Source organism: Paraburkholderia sediminicola, from assembly GCF_046026675.1.
Taxonomy (GTDB): domain Bacteria; phylum Pseudomonadota; class Gammaproteobacteria; order Burkholderiales; family Burkholderiaceae; genus Paraburkholderia; species Paraburkholderia sediminicola_F.
Genome location: NZ_JAQQEY010000001.1, coordinates 4,353,381 through 4,378,243, shown reverse-complemented (window position 1 = coordinate 4,378,243; position 24,863 = coordinate 4,353,381). Strand labels below are relative to the sequence as shown.

17 protein-coding genes are annotated in these 24,863 nt (G+C 61.6%); 11 read left to right on the top strand and 6 right to left on the bottom strand.

Annotated elements, in window-relative coordinates:
- Positions 1-57 precede the first annotated feature (57 nt).
- From atpA to PQQ86_RS19270, 5 genes are all read left to right on the top strand, one after another.
- The gene (atpA, locus tag PQQ86_RS19290; protein WP_097390757.1) at positions 58-1,599 is read left to right on the top strand and encodes a F0F1 ATP synthase subunit alpha; all 1,542 of its coding nucleotides are present in this window, start codon (positions 58-60) and stop codon (positions 1,597-1,599) included.
- Between the two features lie 139 nt (positions 1,600-1,738).
- Positions 1,739-2,623, top strand: coding sequence for a F0F1 ATP synthase subunit gamma (gene atpG, locus PQQ86_RS19285; RefSeq protein ID WP_054038570.1), 885 nt, complete (start codon positions 1,739-1,741; stop codon positions 2,621-2,623).
- 101 nt (positions 2,624-2,724) lie between these two features.
- Positions 2,725-4,119 carry a F0F1 ATP synthase subunit beta gene (atpD, locus tag PQQ86_RS19280; protein ID WP_054038568.1) on the top strand — a complete coding sequence of 465 codons (1,395 nt, stop codon included), beginning with the start codon at positions 2,725-2,727 and terminating at the stop codon, positions 4,117-4,119.
- Positions 4,120-4,274: 155 nt separating this feature from the next.
- The gene (locus PQQ86_RS19275; RefSeq protein WP_012434800.1) at positions 4,275-4,700 is read left to right on the top strand and encodes a F0F1 ATP synthase subunit epsilon; all 426 of its coding nucleotides are present in this window, start codon (positions 4,275-4,277) and stop codon (positions 4,698-4,700) included.
- Between the two features lie 231 nt (positions 4,701-4,931).
- Complete coding sequence (locus tag PQQ86_RS19270) at positions 4,932-6,662, top strand: AMP-binding protein (RefSeq protein ID WP_408269773.1); 1,731 nt, start codon at positions 4,932-4,934, stop codon at positions 6,660-6,662.
- 870 nt (positions 6,663-7,532) lie between these two features.
- On the opposite strand, the gene PQQ86_RS19265 is transcribed toward PQQ86_RS19270, so the two are convergent.
- Positions 7,533-8,336: a transporter substrate-binding domain-containing protein gene (locus PQQ86_RS19265; protein WP_408269770.1), complete on the bottom strand. Its 804-nt coding sequence runs from the start codon at positions 8,334-8,336 to the stop codon at positions 7,533-7,535.
- Between the two features lie 217 nt (positions 8,337-8,553).
- On the opposite strand from PQQ86_RS19265, the gene hemE reads away from it, so the two are divergent.
- From hemE to PQQ86_RS19245, 4 genes are all read left to right on the top strand, one after another.
- A complete protein-coding gene (gene hemE / locus PQQ86_RS19260; RefSeq protein ID WP_408269768.1) occupies positions 8,554-9,654 on the top strand; it encodes a uroporphyrinogen decarboxylase in 1,101 nt (366 codons plus the stop codon).
- Between the two features lie 464 nt (positions 9,655-10,118).
- A complete protein-coding gene (locus PQQ86_RS19255) occupies positions 10,119-12,365 on the top strand; it encodes a primosomal protein N' (RefSeq protein ID WP_408269765.1) in 2,247 nt (748 codons plus the stop codon).
- A 181-nt stretch (positions 12,366-12,546) separates the two neighbouring features.
- Positions 12,547-13,977 (top strand): YeiH family protein, encoded by a 1,431-nt coding sequence (locus PQQ86_RS19250; protein ID WP_408269761.1) that lies wholly within the window; start codon positions 12,547-12,549, stop codon positions 13,975-13,977.
- Positions 13,977-14,222 carry a hypothetical protein gene (locus tag PQQ86_RS19245; RefSeq protein ID WP_408269758.1) on the top strand — a complete coding sequence of 82 codons (246 nt, stop codon included), beginning with the start codon at positions 13,977-13,979 and terminating at the stop codon, positions 14,220-14,222. The genes PQQ86_RS19250 and PQQ86_RS19245 overlap by 1 nt, the downstream gene beginning before the upstream one ends.
- 112 nt (positions 14,223-14,334) lie before the next feature.
- Here the strand turns inward: PQQ86_RS19245 and PQQ86_RS19240 are convergent, their stop codons facing one another.
- Entirely contained in the window at positions 14,335-14,505 is a 171-nt protein-coding gene (locus PQQ86_RS19240) for a hypothetical protein (RefSeq protein ID WP_408269755.1), read from the bottom strand.
- Between the two features lie 313 nt (positions 14,506-14,818).
- On the opposite strand from PQQ86_RS19240, the gene putA reads away from it, so the two are divergent.
- Positions 14,819-18,748: a trifunctional transcriptional regulator/proline dehydrogenase/L-glutamate gamma-semialdehyde dehydrogenase gene (putA, locus tag PQQ86_RS19235; protein WP_408269752.1), complete on the top strand. Its 3,930-nt coding sequence runs from the start codon at positions 14,819-14,821 to the stop codon at positions 18,746-18,748.
- A 90-nt stretch (positions 18,749-18,838) separates the two neighbouring features.
- On the top strand, positions 18,839-19,987 hold the full coding sequence (locus tag PQQ86_RS19230) for a branched-chain amino acid ABC transporter substrate-binding protein (protein ID WP_408199768.1): 1,149 nt from the start codon (positions 18,839-18,841) through the stop codon (positions 19,985-19,987).
- Positions 19,988-20,071: 84 nt separating this feature from the next.
- On the opposite strand, the gene PQQ86_RS19225 is transcribed toward PQQ86_RS19230, so the two are convergent.
- From PQQ86_RS19225 to PQQ86_RS19210, 4 genes are all read right to left on the bottom strand, one after another.
- A complete protein-coding gene (locus tag PQQ86_RS19225) occupies positions 20,072-20,338 on the bottom strand; it encodes a PepSY domain-containing protein (RefSeq protein ID WP_408269748.1) in 267 nt (88 codons plus the stop codon).
- A gap of 150 nt (positions 20,339-20,488) precedes the next feature.
- Positions 20,489-22,204 (bottom strand): thiamine pyrophosphate-binding protein, encoded by a 1,716-nt coding sequence (locus PQQ86_RS19220; RefSeq protein ID WP_408269745.1) that lies wholly within the window; start codon positions 22,202-22,204, stop codon positions 20,489-20,491.
- A gap of 60 nt (positions 22,205-22,264) precedes the next feature.
- On the bottom strand, positions 22,265-23,653 hold the full coding sequence (locus PQQ86_RS19215) for an L-serine ammonia-lyase (RefSeq protein WP_408269742.1): 1,389 nt from the start codon (positions 23,651-23,653) through the stop codon (positions 22,265-22,267).
- A 28-nt stretch (positions 23,654-23,681) separates the two neighbouring features.
- Positions 23,682-24,812, bottom strand: a complete 1,131-nt coding sequence (locus PQQ86_RS19210) for an alginate lyase family protein (RefSeq protein WP_408269739.1) — start codon at positions 24,810-24,812, stop codon at positions 23,682-23,684.
- Positions 24,813-24,863: the final 51 nt, after the last annotated feature.

Genomic DNA, 24,863 nt, shown 5'->3' with positions numbered 1-24,863 from the left:
GCGCCGAAAGCGCTGAAGCGGCTGGCACGCAACAGAATTGACTATCAGGAGCGAATAATGCAACTCAATCCCTCTGAGATCAGTGAGCTGATCAAGAGCCGGATCCAGGGCCTTGAAGCGAGCGCAGACGTTCGCAACCAGGGCACCGTGATCTCCGTGACCGACGGTATCGTGCGTATTCACGGCCTGTCGGAAGTGATGCAGGGCGAAATGCTCGAATTCCCGGGCAACACCTTCGGTCTCGCACTGAACCTCGAGCGCGACTCGGTCGGCGCCGTGATTCTGGGTGAGTACGAACACATTTCGGAAGGCGACATCGTCAAGACGACGGGTCGCATTCTCGAAGTGCCGGTGGGTCCGGAACTGCTCGGCCGCGTGGTCGATGCACTCGGCAACCCGATCGACGGCAAGGGCCCGGTCAACGCGAAGAAAACCGACGCAATCGAAAAGATTGCTCCGGGCGTGATCTGGCGTAAGTCGGTTTCGGAACCGGTTCAAACCGGTCTGAAGTCGATCGACGCGATGGTGCCGGTTGGCCGTGGCCAGCGTGAGCTGATCATCGGCGACCGCCAGTGCGGCAAGACCGCAGTCGCCGTCGACGCGATCATCAACCAGAAGGGCAAGAACCTCTTCTGTATCTACGTCGCGATCGGCCAGAAAGCTTCGTCGATCATGAACGTGGTCCGCAAGCTGGAAGAAACCGGCGCGCTGGAATACACGATCGTCGTGGCCGCTTCGGCTTCGGAATCGGCTGCGATGCAGTACCTCGCACCGTACGCCGGCTGCACGATGGGCGAATACTTCCGCGACCGCGGTCAAGACGCCCTGATCGTTTATGACGACTTGACCAAGCAAGCTTGGGCATACCGTCAGATCTCGCTGCTGCTGCGCCGCCCGCCGGGTCGCGAAGCTTACCCGGGCGACGTGTTCTATCTGCACTCGCGTCTGCTGGAGCGTGCTGCTCGCGTCTCGGAAGAGTACGTCGAGAAGTTCACGAACGGCGAAGTGAAGGGCAAGAGCGGTTCGCTGACGGCACTGCCGGTCATTGAAACGCAAGCAGGCGACGTGACCGCATTCGTTCCGACGAACGTGATCTCGATTACCGACGGCCAGATCTTCCTGGAAACCGACCTTTTCAACGCAGGTATCCGCCCGGCAATTAACGCCGGTGTGTCGGTCTCGCGTGTGGGTGGTGCGGCTCAAACCAAGGTCGTGAAGAAGCTGTCGGGCGGTATCCGTACCGACCTGGCGCAGTACCGCGAACTCGCAGCGTTTGCGCAGTTCGCATCGGACCTCGACGAAGCGACCCGCAAGCAACTAGAGCGCGGCCGCCGCGTGACAGAACTGCTGAAGCAGCCGCAGTATCAGCCGCTGCAAGTGTGGGAACTGGCTGTCGCGCTGTTCGCTGCGAACAACGGTTACCTGGACGACCTCGAAGTCGCGCAAGTGCTGCCGTTCGAAAAGGGCCTGCGTGATTACCTGAAGTCGAAGCACGCTGACCTGATCAAGCGCATCGAAGATACCAAGGAACTCTCGAAGGACGACGAAGCCCTGCTGCATACGGCTCTCAAAGACTTCAAGAAGTCCGGCGCTTATTGATCCGCGAGTGACCCGCAAGGCATAAACGGACCTTGAAGCGGCGCGGGCCGCAGGCAACTGAACCCGCGCTGCTTCGATCGCTTTGCATGGGACCCGAGTAAGCGCTGAAGCGCATACTCGGGCCGACAAGGAGCAAGCAATGGCTGGAATGAAGGAAATTCGCGGCAAGATCAAGAGCGTGCAAAACACGCGCAAGATCACGAAAGCGATGGAGATGGTGGCCGCATCGAAGATGCGCCGCGCTCAGGAGCGCATGCGCGCTGCTCGCCCGTATGCCGACAAGGTCCGCGATATCGCTGCGCACATGAGCCGTGCGAACCCGGAGTATCGTCACCCGTTCATGGTGTCGAACGAAGGCGCGAAAGCGGCCGGCATCATCCTCGTCACGACCGATAAAGGTCTGTGCGGCGGGATGAACACCAACGTGCTGCGCGCGTCGCTGCAGAAGTTCAAGGAACTGGAAGGCCAGGGCAAGACGATCGAAGCAACTGCGATCGGCACCAAGGGTCTGGGTTTCCTGAATCGTCTGCGCGCCAAGGTGGTGTCGAATGTGGTGCATCTGGGCGACACGCCGCATCTGGAAAAGCTGATCGGCGCGGTGAAGGTGCAGCTCGACCTGTACTCGGAAGGCAAGGTTTCGGCGGTGTACCTCGCGTACACGCGCTTCGTCAACACGATGAAGCAGGAGCCGGTGATCGAGCAACTGCTGCCGCTGTCGGCAGATCAGTTCGAGCGCAAGGACGAAGACGGCACGACGCCGAGCACGCAGTGGGACTACATCTACGAGCCGGATGCACAGGCAGTGGTGGACGAACTGCTGGTGCGTTATGTCGAAGCGCTGGTCTATCAGGCCGTCGCGGAAAACATGGCATCGGAGCAGTCGGCACGGATGGTCGCAATGAAGGCCGCTTCGGACAATGCGAAGACGGTCATCAACGAACTGCAGCTCGTGTACAACAAGAGCCGTCAGGCCGCGATCACGAAAGAACTGTCGGAAATCGTCGGTGGCGCAGCGGCAGTCTGACCCTAACGGTCAGGTACGCCGCTTCGTGTGCGCCTTCGTGGCGCACCCACCGAAACTGCGCCTTTGCGCGAGTGAAGAATTGAGTATCTAAAGGAAAAGCGATGAGTACTACTGCTTTGGTAGAAGGCAAGATCGTACAGTGCATCGGCGCGGTGATCGACGTGGAATTCCCGCGTGACCACATGCCGAAGATTTACGACGCGCTCATTCTCGACGGTTCGGAACTGACCCTCGAAGTCCAGCAACAGCTGGGCGACGGCGTCGTCCGTACCATCTGTCTGGGTGCATCGGACGGTCTGCGCCGCGGTACGACGGTGAAGAACACCGGCAAGCCGATCAGCGTGCCGGTTGGCAAGCCGACCCTCGGCCGGATCATGGACGTGCTGGGTCGCCCGATCGACGAAGCCGGCCCGATCAACTCGGACGTGGTTCGCGGTATTCACCAGAAGGCTCCGGCGTTCGACGAACTGTCGCCGTCGACGGAACTGCTCGAAACCGGCATCAAGGTTATCGACCTGATCTGCCCGTTCGCCAAGGGCGGTAAGGTTGGCCTGTTCGGTGGCGCGGGTGTAGGCAAGACCGTGAACATGATGGAACTGATCAACAACATCGCTAAGGAACACGGTGGTTACTCCGTGTTCGCCGGTGTTGGCGAGCGTACCCGTGAAGGGAACGACTTCTATCACGAAATGAAGGACTCGAACGTTCTCGACAAGGTCGCGCTGGTGTACGGCCAGATGAACGAGCCGCCGGGCAACCGTCTGCGCGTTGCGCTGACAGGTCTGACGATGGCTGAGCACTTCCGTGACGAAGGTCTCGACGTGCTGTTCTTCGTCGACAACATCTACCGTTTCACGCTGGCAGGCACGGAAGTGTCGGCACTGCTCGGCCGTATGCCGTCGGCAGTGGGCTATCAGCCTACTCTCGCTGAAGAAATGGGTAAGCTGCAAGAGCGTATTACGTCGACCAAGACCGGCTCGATCACGTCGGTGCAGGCCGTGTACGTCCCTGCGGATGACTTGACCGACCCGTCGCCGGCTACGACCTTCGGCCACCTGGACGCAACCGTCGTGTTGTCGCGTGACATCGCTTCGCTGGGTATCTACCCGGCAGTGGACCCGCTCGATTCGACCTCGCGTCAGATCGACCCGAACGTGATTGGCGAAGAGCACTACGCAATCACGCGCGGCGTGCAGCAAACGCTGCAGCGCTACAAGGAATTGCGCGACATTATCGCGATTCTGGGCATGGACGAACTGGCACCGGAAGACAAGCTCGCCGTGGCGCGCGCTCGTAAGATCCAGCGTTTCCTGTCGCAGCCGTTCCACGTCGCTGAAGTGTTCACGGGCTCGCCGGGCAAGTACGTGCCGCTGAAGGAAACGATTCGTGGCTTCAAGATGATCGTTGAAGGCGAGTGCGACCACCTGCCGGAACAAGCGTTCTACATGGTCGGCACGATCGACGAAGCCTTCGAAAAGGCCAAGAAGATCCAGTAAAGGTCGGGTGTAACGAAGCGGGCGCCGCTCGCATTGAAATACTACCCGCGGGGTAGTATTTCGCGAAAACGGCGCCTCTTACTACACTCAATCCAGCCTTGCATGGGGCCAGAGTAAGCGCTAAAGCGCCAACTCTGGTCGCCACAGGAGTCGATATGGCAACCATTAAAGTAGACGTCGTCAGCGCGGAAGAGCAGATCTTCTCGGGCCAGGCGAAGTTCGTCGCGCTGCCGGGTGAAGCAGGTGAACTCGGCATTCTGCCGGGACACACGCCGCTCATCACGCGGATTCGTCCGGGTGCGGTGCGCATCGAAGCTGAAAACGGCGAAGAAGAATTTGTGTTCGTCGCCGGCGGTATCCTCGAAATCCAGCCTGGTGCTGTGACGGTTCTCGCCGACACGGCGATCCGCGGCAAGGATCTCGACGAAGCCAAGGCCGAAGATGCACGCAAGCGCGCAGAAGAAGCGCTGCAGAACACGGGTTCGAACCTCGAATACGCCACCGCGCAAGCGGAACTGGCGTACGCGACGGCTCAGCTCGCTGCGATCCAGCGTCTGCGCAAGCTGCGCGGTCAGAACTAAGCATCACGTATCAGAGAAAAAGCAGCCTTCGCGGCTGCTTTTTTTTGACCTTAACTTGACGTTTACGGAAAGGTCAGCAAAATCGTGCATTCGGACCGAGCGATCAGCAGTCGGAGCGAGATGTGTAGCCGCCAATGCGCTGCGGGTAAGACTTGATGCCGTACGGACACGCGCCGGTGGCACAATTGATTTCAATAGACTGGGCGAGCTTCCGCTCACGGAGACAACACCATGGCAACCCACATGTCAGGCGAAGGCGCACTCATCGAACCCAAAGACAACCTGTCATACGTGCGCGGGTCGACCGAGATTCCGTTGAGCGAAGCCCCGGTAGGCCAGTTTCTGCGCGACACTGCGGCGCGTTTCCCTGAGCGCCCAGCCGTGGTGTTTCGTGAGCAGGGAATCAGCTGGACATGGAAGGAGTTCGCCGAGGAAATCGACGTGCTGGCGTCTGGGCTCCTTACACTCGGCATCGTGAAGGGCGACCGCGTCGGAATCTGGTCGCCGAACCGGGTGGAATGGCTGCTTACCCAGTTCGCGACGGCACGCATCGGCGCCGTACTCGTCAACATTAACCCGGCTTACCGGCTCGCCGAACTCGAATACGCGTTGAACAAGGTGGGCTGCAAGGCGATCGTTGCCGCAGAGCGTTTCAAGACGTCGATGTACCTCGAGATGCTGCAGGAGCTCGCGCCGGAGTTGGCGATCCAGGCGCCGGGCGAGCTGCGCGCCGCGCGCCTGCCCGATCTGCGCTACGTGATCCGTATGTGCGACACGGAAACGCCCGGCATGCTGACCTTCTCCGACGTGATCGAGCAGGGTCGCGCAACACTCGACATCGCCAGGCTCGACGCCATCGGCGCGACGCTCTCCTCGCACGACCCGATCAACATTCAGTTCACCAGCGGCACGACAGGCAATCCGAAGGGCGCGACGCTGACCCACCGAAACGTCGTCAACAACGCGCGCTATATCGCGATGGCGATGCGTCTAACGGAGCAGGACGGCCTGTGCATTCCCGTCCCGCTTTATCACTGCTTCGGCATGGTGCTGGCGGTGCTGGCATGCGTATCGGTCGGCGCGAATATGGTGTTCCCGGGTGAGGGCTTCGATCCAGCCGCCACGCTGGCGGCCGTCGCCGAAGAGCGGTGCACCGCTCTGCACGGGGTGCCGACCATGTTCATCGCCGAACTCGATCATCCGAACTTCGCCAATTACGACTTCTCGCGCCTGCGCACTGGAATCATGGCCGGTTCGCCATGCCCGATCGAGACGATGAAGAAGGTTGTCTCGAAGATGCATCTGAACGAGATCACGATCGCATACGGCATGACGGAGACCAGCCCGGTGTCCTTTCAGAGTTCGACCACCGATCCGCTCGACAAACGCACCACGACAGTCGGTCGGATCCAGCCGCATCTGGAGGTGAAGATCGTCGATCCGCTCGGCGCGATCGTGCCGGTCGGCGAGACGGGCGAACTGTGCACCAAGGGTTATTCGGTGATGCAGGGCTATTGGGGGGACGAAGCGAAGACGCGGGAAAGCATTGTCGACGGCTGGATGCATACCGGCGATCTGGCGACGCTCGATGCCGAAGGCTATTGCAACATCGTCGGCCGCCTGAAGGACATGCTGATTCGCGGCGGCGAAAACATTTACCCGCGCGAGATCGAAGAGTTTTTGTTCCGCCACCCGAAAATCCAGAGCGTGCAGGTCTTCGGTGTGCCCGACGCGAAGTACGGCGAGGAAGTCTGTGCGTGGATCGTATTGCGCTCAGGGGAGCAGGCCACAGCGGAGGAAATCCAGCAGTTCTGCCAGGGCCAGATCGCGCACTACAAGGTGCCGAAGTACATCCGCTTTGTCGACGAATTGCCAATGACGGTGACCGGCAAGGTGCAGAAATTCGTCATGCGCGAACGGATGATCAGCGAATTGAAGGTGCAGGAAAACAAGACGACCTGATGGCTAACCGGGTTCGGCACCGTGCGAATTTCCGCGCGGTGCCGACCGACATATTGGGGAAAACCGTGTGCTATGGAATGAGCCCGGAGGAACTGCACGGTCGAAGGAAAAGCCGAAAATCGACCCGCCGGCAAGCTCGCAAACGTTTGACCAGATGAAAAAAAAGCGGGCCTGGAGCCCGCTAAAAACCACACGCTACGGGGTTAGCGCGAGGAGACCAAAGATGGAACCAACTGAGACGACGACCCTGCGTCGACTACGGCCCCAGCAGGGATGCCCCTTCACAGGGCTTCGGCATACGCCGACCGGCAAGTGCATCGTATCCGCTCACACCACGCACCCAGCCACATCCGTGTTGAAACCGTTGAGGGCATTGTGGGCGAATTAACCTACGAGCGCGGTAACAAAGTGTTTCAGGTTGTAACGCCCGCCAGATAAGGCATTGCGGGACTTATTTCCAATCCGAAACGTTTTAAACGTAATTTTTTCCGATGACTGCTGCGCAATTTCATACGCTCGATTGATGCTATTCGTGACGCATATTGCGGCGTAATCCGTTCAGTCGATTCCGCATGAAATGGTTGCATGCTCATCTTTTTTGGGGCGGATCGGCTGTATTACAGGCGCTTTTCCAGCGTTACGAAGTTCCTGGATTCCCGGCTGAACGCGTGCGCTGCTTTGCAGCACCCCGCGCATGGGAGATAGGCGTGCAAGCGGCCGGTTTGTTGGACCCTTGTTCAACCGTATTGTTCGAGTTTTGCGTAGCGCCTTGGGGTCCGGTTACACGATTGTGCCGGCCATGCGGACCTATTAATCAATCGAACTGCTTTGCTTTTCCGATTGAGCGGAGCGCAGGCCGGACTGTGCAACTTACTTCAGCCACTTATCCGAGATCGCCTGATACTCGCCGGTCGCTCGCGCAAGGTGCAACCACTGATCGACGTATTGCTGGAGCGCCACATCGCCCCGCGGCAGCAGCCAGGCCTTCTCGCCATACTGGAAAGGCTTGTCCGGATGCACCGAGCAAAGACCCGGATTCAGCTTTTGCTGCAGCAAGGTCTCCGACGCATCGGTCACCATCACGTCGGCCTTGCCGGCGAGGATCTGTTTGAAGATCGTCACGTTGTCCGGATAGACGGTCAGGTTCGCATGCGGGAAATACTGCTTGGCGAAACGCTCGTTGGTGCCGCCCGGATTGACGATCACGCGGGTTGCCGACTGATCGATCTGCGCCACCGTTTGATACTTGTTGACGTCGTCACACCGAACGATCGGCGTCTTGCCGTCGACCATGTACGCCTGCGTAAAAAACGCGCGCTTCTGGCGCTCGAGCGTCGGCGAAACACCGCCTACGCCGACGTCGCATTTCGCCACGAAGTCGTTCATCAGGTTGGACCACGATGTCTTGACGAATTCCGCCTTCACGCCGAGCGATTTGGCGAGCGACTCGGTCATGTCGATATCAATACCTTCGAACTGGCCGTCCGCCTTGTAAAACGAGTACGGCTTGTAATCGCCGGTCGTACAGGCGCGCAACGTGCCGCGCGCGAGGATTTCGTCAAGCCGTGAGGGCGCCGTGGCGGGGGCGGTGGTGGCGGTCTGCGCCTGGGCCACGCCTGCGTGCATCAAAACACCGGCCAGAACGCCGAGCAGTGCGAGTGCTGCCTTGTTCATCGAGTCTCCTTGGTTGCGCGTAATTGTTTGGTAAGGCCGTCGGATGATAGCCCGGCAATTCACGCTTGAACATTGGCCGTTCAGCTGAGTCATGGCGCCGCACCGGGCAGCAAAAAAGCGGCCGCAAGCAAGACGCGCCACAGTTATTGCCCGCATCAAGCGCGATGCGGCCAGCCGGGTCCGGTAAAATGCTCCTTTGCCTTCAGTCGTACGCAACGTGGCCCATAAACTCCTGAACGACACTTTCCTGCGCGCGCTGCTGCGCCAGCCGACCGACTACACGCCAATCTGGCTGATGCGGCAGGCTGGCCGCTACCTGCCGGAATACAACGCCACGCGGGGTCGCGCGGGCAGCTTCCTCGGTCTGGCGAAGAACCCGGCGTACGCAACGGAAGTCACGCTGCAGCCGCTCGAGCGCTATCCGCTCGACGCCGCGATTCTGTTCTCCGATATCCTCACCGTGCCTGACGCCATGGGCCTCGGTCTCGAGTTCGTCGCCGGCGAGGGTCCGAAATTCGCTCGCCCGGTGCGCACGGAAGACGATGTAGCGCGCCTGGCCGTCCCCGATATCGACGCCACGCTGCGCTACGTGACCGACGCGGTGCGCGAAATCCGCACCGCGCTGACCGACGCGCAAGGCCGCCAGCGCGTGCCGCTGATCGGCTTTTCGGGCAGCCCGTGGACACTGGCGTGTTACATGGTGGAAGGTGGCGGTTCAGCGGACTTCCGCACGGTTAAATCGATGCTGTACGCTCGTCCGGACCTGATGCACCGAATTCTCGACGTCAACGCGAAGTCGGTTGCGGCGTACCTGAATGCCCAGATCGAAGCCGGCGCGCAAGCCGTAATGATCTTCGACACATGGGGCGGGGCGCTCGCGGACGGTATCTACCAACGCTTCTCGTTGCAGTACATCCAGCAGGTCGTGAGCGAACTGAAGCGCGATCACGACGGAGAAAAAGTGCCGGTGATCACGTTCACGAAGGGCGGCGGGTTGTGGCTCGACGAGATCGCCGATATCGGCGTGGATGCGGTGGGTCTCGACTGGACCGTGAACCTGAGCAAGGCGCGCGAGCGCGTGGGTACCAAGGTTGCACTGCAAGGCAATATCGATCCTTCGGTGCTGTTTGCGCCACCGGCGTCGATCCGGATGGAAGCGCGCGCCGTGCTCGACAGCTTCGGCAATCATCCTGGCCACGTTTTCAATCTCGGGCACGGCATTTCGCAGTTCACGCCGCCGGAGAATGTTGCTGAACTCGTGGATGAAGTTCATCGTCATAGCCGCGCGATTCGAAGCGGCGCGCATGCACCAAGCTGACGCCGAAAACGTTGCCATTTTTGCTGCAAAGCAGCAAACTGGGCTCTCGCTCTAAGGGAATATTTGTAGTCGGCAGGCCGTCAGATGGCGGTCTTGCGAAAGTCAAGACTTGACTTATGCACATTGATCACGCTGCGGCGCGGTAGAAGCTTTCGTCGTGCCTTAGCCCTTGCACATTGCAGGCGCATTTGATCTAAGCCTTGTCTGGCAAGGGTTTCAAGGGTTCACGACAAAATGTGCGGAAACCCACAGAAGGCCGCTGCAGCGCGGTTCCCGGCCCATCTGAACGAAGTTCTCAACAAAGTTATCCACAGGCAAGCGGACCGATTGCAATTGTTCAGCCGAATCCAAAACTTAGCGCCGAAATTGAAGTTTTACTTTAACTTCGATGGGTTCGCCGTTTGCTCAATGTGCACCGTGACGCGGCGTCATGCCGCATCCATTCATCTGATCCCCACCGCCGCGTGAGTGAAGTGTTCGTCCGCGTCGCGCTGGATCATCCGCTGCCGACTTTGTTCGACTACCGCTACGACACGCCCGAAAGCGTTGCGCCGGGCATGATGGTGAGCGTGCCGTTCGGCAAGCGTCACGTGGTGGGTCTCGTCTGCGAAGTGACCACTCACAGTGACGTACCCGCTGACCGCCTGCGAGCAGTCACCCATGTCTGTACCGCCTGCCCGCCCGTGTCGACCGAATGGCTGCGGCTCGCAGCCTTCGCCGCCGACTACTATCAACGCGGCCTCGGGGAAGTGGCCCTGCCCGCTTTGCCGCAAGCCCTGCGTGACGCCGCGCGCTGGTCGCGCCTGTTCGCACCCGAGGAACGCTACAGCCTGACCGTCGAGGGTCGCGCCGCGTTGCCGGAAACATTGCCGGCGCGTGCAAGCGCATTGCGCAAGCTTGCCCAAGCCCTGGCGAAGGCCGAATTTCTGAGCGCCGCCGACGCTCGCGCGCTCCACCCCAAAGCCATTGCAACCTTGGACGCATGGCAAGCCGAAGGCTGGGTCGCGCTTGAGGTGATCGAAGCCGCCGAGGTGCTCGCTGGCCCTGCGTCGCCGGATACGCCCGCACCCATCCTACCCACCCTCACCGACGAACAGGCGACTGCGGTCGAAGCGATCCGCGACGCGACCGGCTTCGCGCCCTTCCTGCTGCACGGCGTGACGGGCAGTGGCAAGACCGAGGTGTATCTGCGCGCGCTCGCCGAGATTCTGGCGGCGAAGCCCGACGCGCAGGCCCTCGTCCTCGTCCCTGAAATCAATCTGACGCCGCAGTTCGAGTCGGCCTTCCGTGCGCGCTTTGCCGCGCTCGAAGGCACCTCGATCGTCACGCTGCACAGCGGCCTCGCGGAAGGCGAACGCGCCCGCAACTGGTTCGCCGCGCATACCGGGCGCGCTCGCATCGTGCTCGGCACGCGACTGGCGGTGCTTGCCTCGCTGCCGAAACTCGCGATCATCGTCGTCGACGAGGAACACGATCCCGCCTACAAGCAACAGGAAGGCTTGCGCTATTCGGCACGCGATCTGGCGATCTATCGCGGTAAGCAACTCGGTTTGCCGGTTGTGCTCGGCTCGGCTACGCCGTCGCTGGAAAGCTGGTGGCAGGCGGATCAGGGACGCTATAAGCGTCTCACGCTGTCGCGCCGTGCAGTTGCCGAGGCCGTCCTGCCGACAGTCAGGCTGATCGATCTGGAAGAAGAGCGGCGGCGCGGACGGGCCTCGGTGGAGGGTTTGTCCGGGCCGTTGATCGCGGCGTTGAAGGCGCGGCTCGAGCGCGGCGAGCAAAGTCTCGTGTTCCTGAACCGACGCGGTTATGCGCCGCAACTCGCCTGCGACGCCTGCGGCTGGGTGGCCGGTTGCCCGCGTTGCAGCGCCTACGTCGTGTTGCATAAACCCGAGCGCGCACTGCGCTGCCACCACTGCGGCTGGGAATCGCGCATTCCGCGCTCGTGCCCGGAGTGCGGCAATGTCGACATCGCGCCGATGGGACGCGGCACGCAACGCGTCGAAGAAACGCTGGCGAGCGCGGTGCCTGGCGCCCGCGTGCTGCGCATCGACGCCGACAGCACACGCCGCAAAGGCAGCGCGCAGGCGCTGTTTTCCGACGTCCACGCCGGCGAGGTCGACATCCTTGTCGGCACGCAGATGATTGCAAAGGGCCACGACTTCCAGCGGGTCTCGCTGGTCGGCGTCCTGAACGCCGACACCGCCCTGTTTTCGCACGACTTCCGCGCGAGCGAACGCCTTTTCGCGCAATTGATGCAAGTGAGCGGCCGCGCGGGCCGCGGCGGTTTGCCGGGCGAAGTGCTGGTGCAGACGCGCTATCCGCGCCATGCGCTGTATCACGCGCTGGGGCGGCATGACTACGTCGGCTTTGCCAATTCGACGCTGGCCGAGCGGCGTGACGCTCATCTGCCGCCGTTCGCCTATCAGGCTTTGCTGCGCGCCGAAGGCCGCACGCTCGAAGCCGCGCTCGCTTTCCTACAGCAGGCCGCCGCTGCGCTGACGGAGATCCCGGCCGCCGCGCGCGTGACGGTCTATGACGCCGTGCCGCTCACCATCGTCAAGGTGATGCACGTACATCGGGCGCAATTGCTGATCGAGAGCACGTCGCGGGCCGCGTTGCAGGCCACGTTGCGCGCATGGCAACCGATGCTACGCGGCCTGAAAGGCGTGCTGCGCTGGAATCTCGAAGTCGATCCCCTCGACATCTGACGGCCGTTGCAGTCCGCTTTACGACAACTTCGCGGCATTACTCCTTTAAGTCATATTCATAGAGCGAATGGTCGTTTCGTTTTGCGTCGCCGCTCGCCTATATTTCGCCGAATCGGCGCACCTTCAGGCAAAACTCAAAAATCCCGCGCCGATGCACCTCAACTTCCTCGGGGCATTTGCGATGAGCGATACCAACCAGACGTTGCCAACCGGCGCCGCGCCCAGCAAACCGCGCAGTGACCATAGCGCACACGGCGGCGGGCTCTTTTCAACTGAAGACTGGTGGGCCGTCTGGATTGGCCTGCTGGTGATCGTGATTGCCTGGGCGTTGTTCGCCTCGGGCAGCAGCATCAAGTGGCTGGCGGTGGCGCCGGCCAAATGGGCGAGCGTGGGACAGGCCGCGCAGGACATCGGCAAGCATCTGCCGAACTATGTCGCGCTGTTCGTCGTGTTCGCCACGCTGTTCGGCGTGAGCCTTGCCACGTTGAAGCAGCGGGTCGGCATTTTCCTGGGCTCGTTCCTGATCCTGTTCATCGCGTCGGCGCTGATTTTCACGCTGGGCGCGTGGGTGAATGCGTCGAAGTACAACCTTGAGCCGCCATTGGTTGCGCTGGCGCTTGGCCTTCTGATTTCCAATGTGTTCACGTTGCCCGAGTGGTTTTCAGCGGGCTTGCGCGTGGAGTTTTATATCAAGGTCGGCATCGTGTTGCTCGGCGCGACGCTGCCGTTCACCTTGCTGGTGTGGGCGGGGCCGGTCGCGGTCGGACAGGCGACCATCGTCTCGCTCGTGACGTTCTTCGTGATCTTCCTTGTCGCCAAGGCGCTTGGTCTCGACCGGCGTTTTGCGGCCGTGCTGGGCGTGGGCGGCGCGGTGTGCGGCGTGTCGGCGGCGATCGCGATTGCGGGTGCGGTACGCGCCAAACGCGAACAGGCGTCGGTGGCGATTACGCTGGTGGTCTTGTGGGCGATCGTGATGATTTTCGTGCTGCCCTTTGCGTCGCGTTCGCTGGGACTTTCTACAGCAGTGGCGGGCGCATGGATCGGCACGTCCGAATTCGCCGACGCCGCGGGTATTGCCGCCGCCCAAGCTTACGGCGACTTCGCGAAGCACGCGGGCGGTGCGATTGCGGGCGCCCCCGAGGCATCGCTGCAGGCGTTCACGCTGATGAAGGTGGTCGGCCGCGATATCTGGATCGGTATCTGGGCGTTCGTGCTCGCCATTGTCGCGACCACGCGCTGGGAGTCGCAGGACAGCGGCGTCAAAGCGAAAGCGAACGCCGGTGAAATCTGGGCGCGTTTTCCGAAGTTCGTGATCGGCTTCGTGATCGCATCGGCGCTGGTGACGTGGATCGCCAGCCACTACTCGCTGGCCGACTACCGCAAGGTCGTCACGCCCGAATTCGTCGCGCCGATCACCGCGCTACGCACATGGGCGTTCACTTTCTGTTTCCTGAGCATCGGGTTGACCACGCGCCTGCGCGCGCTTTCGGCCACCGGCCTGAAGCCGTTCCTGGCCTTTACGGCGGGCGTGGTAGTCAATATCGCCATCGGCTACGCGCTGTCCGCGCACGTGTTCGCACCGTACTGGAGTAGCTTGGGGCAGGGCTCGTGATGAGCGAGGCGGTCCGCATCGCCGGCACGGCCCACGCACGCTTCGATGCGTGCGCGCCGCGCTGTGCAAACTGCCGGTATCGCGCCGAGGATCGGCATTCACTGGAGCAGAGCATTCCGGGTCTCGCCGTATTCAGTTCTGGGTTTGGCGCGAGCGTGGCGGACAGCCGGCTTTGCCGTCTGCACGACCAGCTCGTTTCGCCCGACGACACCTGCGCGCAGTACGACCCCCTTCCACGGCATTGACGCGTGCGTCTGCATCGCCGCCTGGTGTGAGCCGTGCGGCGAGTACTTGCTTTGCGGTGTCAGTCGAGAAACGGCGTCTTGATGTCCATCGTTAACCGTCGGGCTTAGCCCCTCAATCGTTCCAAGCTGCCCGCGCATCGCCAGCCGATGCGCGCGATGCCGGACGCGCCCGCATTTCTTCCGCCTCACGTTTGCCCGGGCCGCGCGTCGCGCCGCGGATGAACAGCACGCCGCACGTCGCGCACATCGCCCAGATGCCCAATATCACTAACCACTTTTCCATTTCGCCAGTCCTCTAAAACCCCGTACCGTTTTTATGTGCGTGCCCTGCGGCCGCGACCACCCATATTCCGTATAACGGCGCGCCGAGCGATCTGATAAGGGTAAAAGCGAAAAGAATCACGCCAGGGAAAGTACTGATCGCAACCGCTGTCGCCACGCGCAGCGCCATTCGGCGCAAACCCCCGCCGTACGGGGCTTTTAAAAAGGTGCAACCATGCGTTAAGCATGGTTGCACCTTTTTATTTGGAGGCGTACGATTCGCCCAACTTTTAGTCTTTCCCCAGCGAATTCGTTTGGTATCCGAAGAAGGAAACATGGCTAGCACCACCCTTGGCGTCAAGGTCGACGACCTCCTGCGTTCCCGGCTGAAAGATGCCGCCACCCGGCTCGAACGCACTCCGCACTGGCTGATCAAGCAGGCGATCTTCGCGTACCTTGAAAAGATCGAACACGGCCAATTGCCGCCGGAATTGTCGGGCCACACCGGCTCGGCCGATCTGGCTGACGGCGCCGCGGTGGAGCACGAGGAAGACGGTGCGTCGCATCCGTTCCTCGAATTCGCGCAGAACGTGCAACCGCAATCGGTGCTGCGCGCGGCGATCACCGCCGCGTATCGCCGTCCCGAGCCGGAATGCGTGCCGTTCCTGCTCGGCCAGGCGCGTCTGCCGGCCAATCTCGCGGGCGACGTGCAGGCAATGGCCGGCAAGCTGGTCGAAACGCTGCGCACCAAGAGCAAGGGCGGTGGCGTCGAAGGGCTGATCCACGAATTCTCGCTGTCGAGCCAGGAAGGTGTGGCGCTGATGTGCCTCGCCGAAGCGCTGCTGCGCATCCCGGATCGCGCTACGCGTGACGCGCTGATCCGCGACAAGATCAGCAAGGGCGACTGGAAGTCGCACGTCGGCCAGGCGCCGTCGCTGTTCGTCAACGCCGCGACGTGGGGCCTGATGATCACCGGCAAGCTGGTGACGACCAATAGTGAAACGGGTCTGTCGTCGGCGCTTACGCGCCTGATCGGCAAGGGCGGCGAGCCGCTGATCCGTAAGGGCGTCGATATGGCGATGCGCCTGATGGGCGAGCAATTCGTCACCGGCGAGAACATTTCCGAAGCGCTCGCCAACAGCCGCAAGTACGAAGCACGCGGCTTCCGTTACTCGTACGACATGCTCGGCGAAGCGGCGACCACCGAAGCGGACGCGCAACGCTATTACGCCTCGTACGAACAGGCGATCCACGCGATTGGCAAGGCAGCCGGCGGCCGCGGCATTTACGAAGGCCCGGGCATCTCGATCAAGCTCTCTGCGCTTCACGCACGCTACTCGCGTTCGCAGCAGGAACGCACGATGAGCGAACTGCTGCCGCGCGTACGCTCGTTGGCGATTCTCGCGCGCCGCTACGACATCGGCCTGAACATCGACGCTGAAGAAGCCGACCGCCTCGAAATCTCGCTCGACCTGCTGGAAGCGCTGTGCTTCGATCCGGAACTGGCCGGCTGGAACGGCATCGGTTTCGTGGTGCAGGCGTATCAGAAGCGCTGCCCGTTCGTGATCGACTACCTGATCGATCTGGCGCGCCGCAGTCGTCACCGCATCATGGTCCGCCTCGTGAAGGGCGCGTACTGGGATACCGAAATCAAGCGTGCGCAAGTGGACGGCCTCGAAGGCTATCCGGTCTACACGCGCAAGATCTACACGGATGTGTCCTACGTTGCCTGCGCGAAGAAGCTGCTCGCCGCGCCGGACGCGGTTTATCCGCAGTTCGCCACGCACAACGCACACACGCTCTCGGCGATCTATCACCTCGCGGGCAATAACTACTACCCTGGCCAGTACGAGTTCCAATGCCTGCACGGCATGGGTGAACCGCTGTATGAAGAAGTCACCGGCCGCGACAAGCTGAACCGTCCGTGCCGCGTGTATGCGCCGGTCGGCACGCATGAAACGCTGCTCGCGTACCTCGTGCGCCGCCTGCTGGAAAACGGCGCGAACACGTCGTTCGTGAACCGCATCGCCGATGAAAACGTCGCGATCAAGGACCTGATCGCCGACCCGGTCGACGAAGCGTCGAAGATCGCCCCGCTCGGTGCGCCGCACGCGAAAATTCCGCTGCCGCGCAATCTGTTCGGCGCCGAGCGTCTCAATTCGATGGGCCTCGATCTGTCGAATGAACATCGTCTGGCCTCGCTGTCGTCGGCGTTGCTGGCGAGCGCGCATCATCCGTGGCGCGCCGCGCCGATGCTCGAAGACAACGAGATCGCCGTGGGCGTTGCGCGTGATGTGCGGAACCCGGCCGATCACCGCGACCTCGTCGGTACTGTTGTGGAAGCGACCTCGGAACATGTGAGCGCCGCAATGGCCCATGCAGTTGCCGCCGCACCGATCTGGCAAGCGACGCCGGTCGATGCGCGCGCCGATTGCCTCGCGCGTGCCGCCGATCTGCTCGAAGCCCAGATGCACACGCTGATGGGTCTGGTGGTGCGTGAAGCCGGCAAGTCGCTGGCGAACGCGGTCGCGGAAATCCGCGAAGCGATCGACTTCCTGCGCTACTACTCGACGCAGATCCGCAACGAATTCTCCAACGACACGCACCGCCCGCTTGGCCCGGTGGTCTGTATCAGCCCGTGGAATTTCCCGCTGGCGATTTTCATGGGCCAGGTGGCTGCAGCTTTGGCGGCTGGTAACACCGTGCTCGCCAAGCCGGCCGAACAAACGCCACTGATCGCCGCGCAAGCCGTGCGTATCCTGCGCGAAGCCGGCGTGCCGGCGGGCGCGGTGCAACTGCTGCCGGGCAATGGCGAAACGGTTGGCGCCGCGCTGGTCGCCGATCCGCGCACCCGTGCGGTGATGTTCACCGGTTCGACCGAAGTCGCGCGTCTGATCAACAAGACGTTGTCGAACCGTCTCGACCCGGAAGGCAAGCCGATTCCGCTGATCGCCGAAACCGGCGGCCAGAACGCGATGATCGTCGATTCCTCGGCGCTTGCTGAACAGGTGGTGGCGGACGTGCTGCAGTCGTCGTTCGACTCCGCCGGTCAACGGTGTTCCGCGTTGCGCGTTCTTTGTCTACAAGAGGATGTTGCGGACCGCACGCTCGAAATGCTGACGGGCGCGATGCGCGAACTGTCGGTGGGCAATCCGGACCGCCTGTCGATCGACGTTGGCCCGGTAATCGACCTCGACGCGAAGCGCGGTATCGACGCGCACGTCGCGGCGATGCGCGAGAAAGGCCGCAAGGTCGAGCAGTTGCCTATGCCGGAAGGTGGGGGACAAGGTACGTTTGTTCCGCCGACGCTGATCGAACTCGACAGCATCGACGAATTGAAGCGTGAAGTGTTCGGCCCGGTGCTGCATGTGGTGCGTTACCGCCGCAGCCAGCTGGACAAGCTGCTCGAACAGATCCGCACGACCGGCTACGGCCTGACGCTTGGCATTCACACGCGGATCGACGAAACGATCGCTCACGTGATCAGCCGCGCGCATGTCGGCAACATCTACGTGAACCGCAATGTGATCGGCGCGGTGGTGGGTGTTCAGCCGTTCGGTGGCGAAGGTTTGTCGGGCACGGGTCCGAAAGCAGGTGGCGCGCTTTATCTGCAGCGTCTGCTGGCTACGCGTCCGGCAGGGTTGCCGAAGTCGCTGGCCGATGCACTGATCGTTGAGGTGCCGCAAGCGGGCGTGAACGGGGATAATCCGTCCGCTGCCTTGACTGCGCTGCGCGACTGGCTGATCAGCGAACAGCAGCCGGTCCTGGCCGCACGCTGCGACGGTTATCTGTCGCATGTACCGGCGGGCGCAACTGCGGTATTGTCGGGGCCGACCGGCGAGCGCAACACGTACACGCTGGGCGCGCGCGGCACGGTGCTGTGCGTCGCGTCGACGGCGAGCGGTGCACGCGTGCAGTTTGCCGCGGCGCTGGCTACGGGAAATCGCGCCTTGTTCGAAGGCGCGGCTGGTGAACAATTGGTGTCGCTGCTGCCCGCCGCGTTGAAGTCCTACGCAAGCGTGAAGAAGAGCGCCGATACGCCGTTCGACGCCGTGCTGTTCGAAGGCGACAGCGACGAGCTGCTGGCGCTGGTGAAGGAAGTTGCGAAACGTGCGGGGCCGATCGTCTCGGTGCAGGGCGTCGCGGCTCGCGCGCTGGAAAGCGGCGATGAGGACTACGCGCTCGAGCGTCTATTGACGGAACGCTCGGTCAGCGTGAATACGGCAGCAGCAGGCGGTAATGCAAATTTGATGACGATCGGTTGAGCGAACCTCATTGATCTTTTCAAAAAAGACGGAAGCGGTACGGCGACCCCGAAAAACCGCTCCATCCACACCTGGTACCAAGGAGAAGCTATGCAACACAAAATGAAACAGCTGGCAGGCGCAGCGCTGGTTGCAGCAATGTCGCTGGCGGGGACGGCCAACGCTCAATCGACCGAAGATGTGAAGATCGGTTTTGCCGGTCCGATGACGGGCGCACAGGCCCACTACGGTAAGGACTTCCAGAACGGCATCACGCTGGCTGTGGAAGACATGAACGCCACCAAGCCGATGATCGGCGGCAAGCAGGTTCGCTTCGTGCTGGATTCGGCCGACGACCAGGCTGACCCGCGCACCGGCACGACCGTTGCACAAAAGCTGGTGGATGACGGCATCAAGGGCATGCTCGGCCACTTCAACTCGGGCACCACGATTCCGGCTTCGCGCATTTATGCGAACGCGGGCATCCCCGAAATCGCAATGGCGACGGCGCCTGAGTACACGCAACAAGGCTTCAAGACCACGTTCCGCATGATGACGTCCGACACGCAGCAAGGTTCGGTCGCCGGCACGTTCGCGGTGAAGACCCTGGGCATGAAGAAGATCGTGATCGTCGACGACCGCACGGCCTATGGCCAAGGTCTGGCTGATCAGTTCGAAAAGGCAGCGAAGGCAGCAGGCGGCCAGATCGTCGATCGTGAATACACGAACGATAAGGCAGTGGACTTCAAGTCGATCCTGACCAAGCTGAAGTCGGTCAACCCGGACATGGTCTACTACGGCGGCGCGGATTCGCAAGCGGCGCCGATGGTCAAGCAGATGAAGCAACTGGGCATCAAGGCACCGCTGATGGGTGGCGAAATGGTCCACACGCCGACGTTCATCCAGCTCGCGGGTGACGCAGCGAACGGCACGGTGGCATCGCTCGCCGGCCTGCCGCTCGAAGAAATGCCGGGTGGCAAGGACTACGTTGCGAAGTACAAGAAGCGCTTCAACGAGGACGTGCAAACGTACTCGCCGTACGCGTACGACGGTGCAATGGCCATGTTCGACGCAATGAAGAAGGCTAACTCGACCGATCCGGCCAAGTATCTGCCGCTGCTCGCGAAGACCTCGATGCCGGCAGTGACGGCAGCGAACCTCGCGTACGACGGCAAGGGCGACCTGAAGAACGGCGGCATCACGCTGTACAAGGTTGTCGATGGCAAGTGGACGACGCTGCAAAGCGTGGGCGGGAAATAAGCGGTTTTTCGCTGCTCGCCTCAACGTCAGGAACCCCGCTTCGGCGGGGTTTTTTTATGAAGCTACTTGCGCGAGACGATGGCGTCAGTCCATCTTCTGCCGGATGACTGCAAGCGTCTTGGTGTCGTAGTTCAATTCCACCTTTCTGCCATCCTGGTTGTAGGCCTCGACCTCATAGCAATTGTCGTCGATCTCGAACTTCGCGATCTTGTAGCCTTGCGCTTCGATCTGCGCACGGGCGTCACTCTCCTTCAGCCATTCTGCCGTGGGATGAACTGGACAGGACACGTCCATTGCAAACACAGCGCTCGACAGTCCCAGCGCACCTGCAAATACCGCAGCTTTAAGCATATCCACTCCCTGAATCGTTCAGACGAATGGCAACCCTAGCCGATTCGTCAAACGATGCACAAGGTGATCGCATGGTAAGTCTGCTATACGTCAAAAATTCGACTTAAGACGCGGCGGCGCGGAGGGACGTTGCCCACAAGCCTTTTCACGCTAAGCAGTTTCGCCTCGCAGCTTCCTTCCCTGCTCGCGAATCTGCTCCAACGTTGCGCCCGGCGTACTTGCCTCCTGCGGCATGCGAATCTCGATCACTGCCGCGCGCTTCGCTTCCAAAGAACGCTGCAACGCGGGCAGAAAATCTTCAGTCCGCTCCACCGTCTCTCCGTGGGCGCCGAACGACTTTGCGAATGCCGCGAAATCCGGATTCGTGAGACCGGTGCCATGCACGCGATTCGGATAGTGCCGTTCCTGATGCATCCGGATCGTGCCGAAGTGGCTGTTGTTCACGACGATGAAAATCACATGCAGGTCGTACTGCATTGCCGTCGCGAGTTCTTGCGCGGACATCATGAAGCACCCGTCGCCGGCTAATGCGACCACTGCGCGTTGCGGATACATCGACTTCGCCGCAATCGCCGCTGGGACACCGTAGCCCATCGCGCCGCTGGTCGGCGCGAGTTGCGAGCGGAAATGCCGATATGAAAAATGCCGATGCAGCCACGTTGCGTAGTTGCCCGCGCCGTTTGTGAGGATCGCGTCTTCCGGTAGATGCGCGCGCAATTGTTGGATGACTTCGCCCATTTGCACGTCGCCGGGAATCGGGCGTGGCTTGCGCCAGTCGAGATACGCGCGATGCGCCTCCTCTGCCGCGCCGGTCCATGCGAGCTTGTCGGAAGACGGCCTCAACTCGGCAAGCAGCGCTGCCAGTTCCGGCATGCCCGAGACGATCGGCAGATCTGCCGCGTAGACCCGCCCGAGCTCTTCCGCACCTTGATGCACATGCACCAGCGTTTGTTTGGTCTTCGGAATATCGAGCAGCGTATAGCCGTTGGTCGTCGCTTCGCCCAACCGTGGACCGAGCGTGAGGAGCAGGTCCGCATCGCGGATACGCTGAGCCAACGCCGGATTGATACCGAGGCCGACATCACCCGCATAGTTCGGATGCTCGTTGTCGAGCGTGTCCTGAAAGCGGAACGCGAGTCCGATCGGCAATTGCCAATTCTCGACGAAGCGTTGTAGGTCGGCACATGCCGCAGGTGTCCAACCGCTGCCGCCGGCAATCACCATTGCCCGTTGCGCGCCTTCCAGTAATCTTCGCAATTCTTCCATCTGAGCCGCAGACGGCGACGCCGCCACACGCTTGTATGCGGGCGCGCCGGCAACAAGGTCACACGCATCGCTCAACACATCTTCCGGTAACGACAACACGACTGGCCCCGGACGTCCCGACGTCGCCGTGTGAAACGCATGGCTCAGATATTCGGGAATGCGTTTCGGATCATCGATTTGCGCGACCCATTTGGCCATCTGACCGAACATGCGCCGATAGTCGATTTCCTGGAATGCCTCGCGATCGAGATGCTCACGCGCGCATTGGCCAATCAGCAGGATCATCGGCGTGGAGTCCTGAAATGCGGTGTGCACGCCGATCGATGCATGCGTCGCGCCGGGTCCGCGCGTGACGATGGCGACGCCCGGACGCCCGGTCAATTTGCCGACGGCCTCGGCCATGTTCGCGGCTGCCGCTTCGTGCCGGCAGACGACGGTTTGGATGCGGTCTGTTTCGTCGTGCAGCGAATCGAGCACGGCGAGAAAGCTTTCGCCGGGAACACAGAAAACACGTTCGACGCCGTGCGTCAGCAAAGCGTCGACGACAAGACGCGCGCCGGTAGTTTGGGCGGTGGAAGAAGATTCAGAAGCAAGCGGCATTGCGATGAAGCCTCCAGACGTTGCGTTGGGTGCGATCGGTGCGGTCGGGTCGTTGTGTTCTCAACACTCCACAATATTCACAGCCAACCCACCGCGCGAGGTTTCCTTGTACTTGGTCTTCATATCCGCGCCGGTCTGCATCATCGTCTTGATCACAGAGTCCAGCGATACATAATGTGTGCCGTCACCGCGTAACGCCATTCGCGCCGCATTCACGGCTTTCACCGAGCCCATCGCATTGCGCTCGATACACGGAATCTGCACCATCCCGCCGACCGGATCGCACGTCAGCCCGAGGTTATGCTCCATGCCGATCTCGGCAGCATTCTCGACCTGCTCAGGCGTGCCGCCCATCACCGCCGCGAGTCCACCCGCGGCCATCGAGCAGGCCACGCCCACTTCACCCTGGCACCCTACTTCCGCGCCTGAAATCGACGCATTCAGCTTGTACAGAATGCCGATTGCCGCCGCCGTCATCAGGAAGTCGATCACGCCCTGCTCGTTCGAGCCCGGCATGAAGCGCGTGTAGTAATGCAGCACCGCGGGAATGATGCCGGCCGCGCCATTGGTCGGCGCAGTGACCACGCGCCCGCCCGCAGCGTTTTCTTCATTCACGGCGATCGCGTAGAGATTGATCCAGTCGACCATCGATAGCGGATCGCGCAGCGCCAGTTCAGGATTGCCCGACAGCGCGCGATACAACTGCGGCGCTCGGCGCTTCACCTGGAACGGACCAGGCAAGTGACCGTCGGCATCCGGATTGTTGATGCCGCAACCGCGCGACACACACGACTGCATCACGTTCCAGATCTTCAGCAAGCCCGCACGCGTCTCTTCTTCCGTGTGCCAGACGCGTTCGTTTTCCCACATCAATTGCGCGATGCTCTTGCCGGTCGATTTGCACAGCGCGAGCAATTCGTTGCCGCTGCGGAACGAATGCGGTAATTGTTCGACGGCGCTCAGCACCTTCGTGTTCGGCGCGCCCGCCGTCACCACGAAACCGCCACCGACCGACAGATAGGTCGACTCACGCAGCGTCTCGCCTTCTGCATCGAACGCACGCAACTTCAGGCCGTTCGGATGCTCGGACAGCGCCTGGCGATAAAACGAAATGTGATCTTTCTGGACAAACGGCACGTCGTGCGTGCCGAGCAAAGCGAGCTTGCGCGACGCCTTCACCACTTCGAGCCGCTGCGCGATCGTGTCAGGATCGACGGTGTCAGGCGCATCGCCCATCAGGCCGAGCATCACGCCGCGATCGGTGCCGTGACCCTTGCCGGTCGCGCCGAGCGAGCCGTACAGATCCACTTTCACCGATGCCGTCGCGCCAAGCAGCCCGTCGCGTTCGAGCCCTTGCGCGAACATCAGCGCCGCACGCATCGGCCCGACCGTATGCGAACTGGACGGACCAATGCCGATTTTGAAGAGGTCGAACACGCTGACTGCCATTTACTGCTCCCTGCTGATAAAAGTTAGTTTAGCGCGCCGGCAGCGGTAAGCACACGGCGAGCCATGCGGGCGGCGTCGGTGCAAGCTGCAGCGCGATCGGCGTATAGCGTCCGTCGAGACGCGCCGCCAGGTGAAACAGCTCCGTCGCGTTTTTCGGATCCCATTGACCCGAATAGCCCGGCAAACCGGCCTCGCGACGTTTAGCATCGAACGGAACGTTCGAATGCACGAATTCTTCATGCGTTTTGCTGCCGTCCGCATACGGCGTGAGCCAGTTCAGCGCGGCTTGCAGCGACGCGCCGTTCGCACCCTTCTCCGGCAACCAGTTGCGGTTGTGGCGGCGCGCGGCGAGCGCGGAGATCACGAGCGGCTGCAGGTCGTAGGTGACGTAATGCAGTGCGTCGCGCTCGCCGAAGTCGAACGTCGAGCCGTCCGGCGCAATGTTGTCGCCGATATGCTCGTCGAACAGGCGCTGCGCCGCGTTAATCATCTTGCGGTTATCCAGCGTGAACGCAGCCATCGAGATCAGCTTGATCCGGTGGCTTTGCCAGTTGTTCTTGAACGTACCCGTGAGCGGCCGCGGCTGCGCGTCGATCTGTGCGATATAGCCGCTCGCGAGCTTCGTCAGGAACGCCATTGATGCATTGCGCGTCTTCACCGGCAACGCGCTCGCGGTCATGTCGTAGGCGAGGATCAGGCCTTCGAAATGGGTTTCGTCGATTGGATTGAAACTGGGTTGATAGGTCGTGACCCACGCGTACAGTAAGCGGTCGACCAGTTTCAGATAACGGTCGTCACTGGTCGCGCGCCAGGCGAGCGCGGCGTCGCGCAGCAGATCGAGATCCTTCTCCGCCTCGACGCTTTGATCGTAAATGCCCTCGTGCGGCAGCGTGCCTTCGGTATGCAGTTTCGCCAGCGCATGCGGCGGGTCGTTCAGATGTGCCAGTACATTGCTCACCAGCGCCTTGACGCCTGGATCGGCATTCGTGCGCTCGCTGGTTTGCAGCGCGGGCGCCGCGCAAAAATTCATTGCGGCCTGCGCCTGTCGCAGCGGCAGCAGCACCGCTGCGCCAGCCAGCAATAGCGTGCAAGCCTGCTGCCATGTTTGGGTTCGCCTGATTTCGGTCCGGCTTTGCATCAATCGCACCTTTCGCGCCATGCGAAACTCCTCGTTAGGCTGATTCGGTGTGTGATGTTAGCCGTTTGCGGA